The organism is Phytobacter massiliensis JC163 (genome assembly GCF_000321045.1).
Taxonomy (GTDB): Bacteria; Pseudomonadota; Gammaproteobacteria; order Enterobacterales; family Enterobacteriaceae; genus Phytobacter_A; species Phytobacter_A massiliensis.
Genome location: NZ_HE578950.1, coordinates 91,044 through 95,107, shown reverse-complemented (window position 1 = coordinate 95,107; position 4,064 = coordinate 91,044). Strand labels below are relative to the sequence as shown.

General features: G+C 48.6%; 4 protein-coding genes. 3 read left to right on the top strand and 1 reads right to left on the bottom strand.

Annotation, left to right across the window (positions count from 1 at the left end):
• The 3 genes from ENTHG_RS22465 to ENTHG_RS25340 form a co-directional block, all read left to right on the top strand.
• Positions 1–587, top strand: a 587-nt coding sequence (locus ENTHG_RS22465; protein WP_044185487.1) for a glucose PTS transporter subunit IIA, incomplete at its 5' end; no start/stop codon positions are given.
• A 290-nt stretch (positions 588–877) separates the two neighbouring features.
• Positions 878–2,107, top strand: coding sequence for a fimbrial protein (locus tag ENTHG_RS22460; RefSeq protein WP_044185484.1), 1,230 nt, complete (start codon positions 878–880; stop codon positions 2,105–2,107).
• A 591-nt stretch (positions 2,108–2,698) separates the two neighbouring features.
• On the top strand, positions 2,699–3,754 hold the full coding sequence (locus ENTHG_RS25340) for a fimbrial protein (RefSeq protein WP_145973684.1): 1,056 nt from the start codon (positions 2,699–2,701) through the stop codon (positions 3,752–3,754).
• 46 nt (positions 3,755–3,800) lie between these two features.
• Here ENTHG_RS25340 and ENTHG_RS22450 read toward each other — a convergent pair.
• Positions 3,801–4,064, bottom strand: a 264-nt coding sequence (locus ENTHG_RS22450) for a methylenetetrahydrofolate reductase (RefSeq protein WP_044185479.1), incomplete at its 5' end; no start/stop codon positions are given.

Sequence of the window (4,064 nt, the reverse complement as noted above, 5' to 3'; positions counted from 1 at the left end):
TCGTCGGCTTCGTGGCGGAAAAAATCGCTAACGCCATGAAGACCACCGGCCCGGTGGCGGCGGCAGAAAGCGTAGCGCCAGCAGCGGCCGCGGTGAAACCGCAGGCGGTGCAGCCCATGGGCGAGTCTGTTATCGCTACACTTGTTTCACCCATTACGGGGGATATCATCCCACTGGATGAAGTCCCGGATGAAGCCTTCGCCAGCAAAGCGGTAGGCGACGGCGTGGCGGTGAAACCGACCGATAAAATCGTTGTGTCTCCTGTGGCAGGAACCATCATCAGTATCTTCAACACCAACCATGCGTTCTGCCTGGAAAGTGAAAATGGCGTAGAAATTGTGGTTCATATGGGGATCGATACTGTTGAACTGCAAGGCCAGGGATTCAGCCGTCTGGTTGAGGAAGGGGCCGCCGTTGTTGCCGGGCAGCCTGTACTGGAAATGGATCTGGATTATCTTAATGCTAACGCGCGTTCAATGATTAGCCCGGTGGTCTGCAGCAATATTGAGAATTATTCCGGTCTGGTTATCAAAGCAGAAGGAAAAGTGATTGCAGGCAAGACGCCACTGTATGAAATAAGAGGTTAACAGCAGTAAGCCCGGATGGCGGTTTAATTGCCCTGTCCGGGTTAAAATTTCATCACGCCATACTTTATCAGCGCTCTCAACCTAAGCCCCTGTTCAATACCGCACCCACTTCCCAATTAAAATCACGGTCAAACCCTCTTTCATCGTTAGCAGATTACAAAGCTTTATTTTAAGAGCGGACCTATTTCTCTTTACTTATTTTTACAATTGACTTCGATATAATGAGAACGCTTAAATTTATTTTGACAAAAATAATATTTCACAATATTTCATAACTGGAAGGGAAGACAGTGTTCGAAATAAAAAAGGTATTTAGTACCAGCATTATAACGGCAGTGGCCGGGCTGGCTGGCGTACAGGCCTATGCGGCAACCTACAGCGGGGCGGTTTACTGGAATACGCCTCCCTATCCTCAGGCCGCAACCTGCTCAGCCACTATACCTGATGAGAAACCGCTCGCCATTGCCCGAACCCTGGTTGTGGGTAACGATGTTCCCGATGGCACAGAGGTCTTTTCATGGGGATACGGTGAGTGGTCCTCAGATGTTACCCTCTCGTGTGTCAGTACGGGGGCTGCGGGCAGTTCAACCGCGATTTCCGGTTTTTCGCCGGAGACTCGCTTCACAGTCTATACGAGTGTAGACACTAAAGGCGGCATTCCCTTTAATAATCCAGGTCTGCGCCTGAAAGTGTGGATTAAGAATAAAAATAGCTCAACACCCTGTACCGGAAGTGGCTGTGTCACGACCGACAATAATTACTCGGTATATGGAACCGGGAATCTGTTCCTGTTTGCCGGCGCCGGTGAAGAAATACCCATGAGTAAATATGGTGGTGGCAATTATGTCTCGCAAATCATCGCCGCTCCTTTTGCCGCAAATCATTATCGCTATTACCCGACATTTACCGGACAGTATTCAATCAGGGCTTCTCTGGTGAAGGTAGGCACGGTCAGTTACGGGCCTTTAACTATCCAGGGTAATTATCCTGTTATTCAGTATCCAGGCGGGTCATCAAACTCCCTCTTTCAGGGCTCCGGTATCACGATAGCCCCGCCATCCTGTCGGCTGCGTACGACCGACTACACTATTTCCATGGGGCGCTGGGCCGCGGATACACTTTCGCATAAGGGGATCCCGGCTTATGGCACGCCAGTACCGGTAAACCTCTCTCTGGAGTGCTCAGGTAAAACCGAGCATGTCCGTTTCCGTTTTGAGGATACAGGCACTTCGCTTTCCACTAATAAAAACATCAGCCTTTATGATTGGGCAGGTGGCAATAAAATAGACGGTCTGGAAATCGAAATGCTTTATAACGGCACGAAAGTGAATGTCGATAACACCACCATTACCGATACCGGCAGCCATGGGTCCTTTGTCTCGTTTGATTCGATATTCGGTTCAGCCAGTACCGCCGCTTTCCAGGCCCGATATGTCCAGAATGGCCCCGTGAGGCGCCATGGTAGCAATTACACCGGCCCCGTCACCGGCAAGGTAAATATTTACGTTACCTACGATTAACTAGCAAAAGATATTCTTCATAAGAAATAGCCTGGTACTCAACCAGGCTACAGAAAACATTTCAAACCCCACCTAAAAAACAACTCACCTGTTTTATATAACGCCCAATCACGATAAAAAAACATATCACCCCTACGGCTATCAATATTAAACATTAGCCAGGTCGCAACTATAAATGCAGATTTTCCCATCAGAATACATCGTATTTATTTTACATTGCTTTACATAACACCCTTTAAAAACCATGGTCTAAAAACATATTTAAATTCACCGACCAGGTTTTTCGTCATAATAGACCTGCTGCCAGGTGAGGATGAAAAAACTGTTCAAAAAGTAACAGGCGATTTCCTTACGCCTTTATAGGGATAGACGCTCAACGTTAAATTAAAGGATGCTCGTGTTGAAAATAGACAGACGTACGCCAGGAAAAAAATAACGAAGGCGTTCAGGACCGGCGCAATAATAATCGCCGCAACAGCAGGGTCGCAGGCATATGCGACAGTTCTTAGCGGCAATGTTTACTGGAGCTCAGGTATCAACTCAGGTGACCTGGCTGCAACTTGCTCAGTCACCTTTCCCGATGAACAACCTTTGGCCGTTTCACGTACCTTAGTAGTAGGTAATGATGTCCCTAATGGTACAGAGATTTTTTCGTGGGGTTATGGCGCGTGGTCTTCCGATGTGGTGATGTCCTGTGTCGGTTCAGGAAAAGGAACAAACTCAGGCGCAATTTCGGGTTTTTCCCCCACTAACACCTTTACGATATTTAACGTCAACGATAGTTATGGCGGCATTATTATGAATAATTCAGGCCTGCGCCTGAAATTATGGGTTAAAGCAGGAACCGGCTCAACGCCCTGTACGGGTGTTGGATGTGACCCATACAGTAATGCGTATTCGCTATATGGTTACGCTACCGGAGGTAGTTTTTTGAGCACTGGTGAAGAAGCCCCACTGCAGGGTTCTTATTGGTCTGATCTTTATCAAAAAATCAATCCCCCAGTATCGCCTGCAGACAACCTGAGATATTACCCGACAATGACCGGGCGATACTCCATGAGAGCATCGCTTATTAAAGTGGGTAATGTGAGCTACGGGCCATTAAAGGTTAATAACCCTCCACCTTTCCAGGTGGGTACTACTTCAATCAATACGCTCTTTCAGGGTTCAGGCATTACTATTGCCCCGCCAGCATGTCGGCTTAAAACAACCGATTACACTATTCCGATGGGTACATGGGAAGCAATAACATATACAGGTACGCCCGTTTATGGCACGCCAGAACCGGTTAACCTCTCTCTGGAGTGCTCGGGTAAAACTGAACACGTTCATTTTCGTTTTGAGGATACCGGGACTTCGCTTTCCGCGAATAAGAACGTCACCCTGTATGATAATGCAGGCGGAAATAAAATAGACGGGCTGGAAATAGAGTTGCTCTATAACGGCAATAAAGCTGATGTGGATAATACCACCCTCACCGATACCGGCAGCCACGGTTCATTTGTCTCTTTTGAGCAGGCGTTTAGCTCAGCCAGCACCGCCTCTTTCCAGGCGCGCTACGTGCAAAACGGCGGTATAACCGCATCCGGCAGGAGGTATTCCGGCCCTGTAGTTGGCAAGGTAAATATGTACGTTACCTACGATTAGCGTTCAACGCTTAAAACGGCCGATGGTTATCGGCCGTTTTTCATCATCAGGCTGGACGGACGCCCAGCGTGTGGCAGATGGCGTAACTCATCTCTGCCCGGTTCAGGGTATAGAAGTGAAAATCTTTCACCCCTTCGCGGCTGAGAATTTTCACCATATCCATCGCGATGCTCGCCCCTACCAGCTTGCGGGTTTCGGCATCGTCATCCAGCCCGGCGAACATCTGCGACATCCACGCCGGGATGCGCACGTTGGTCATATCGGCAAACTTCTTCGCCTGTTTGAAGTTGGAGACCGGCAGGATGCCCGG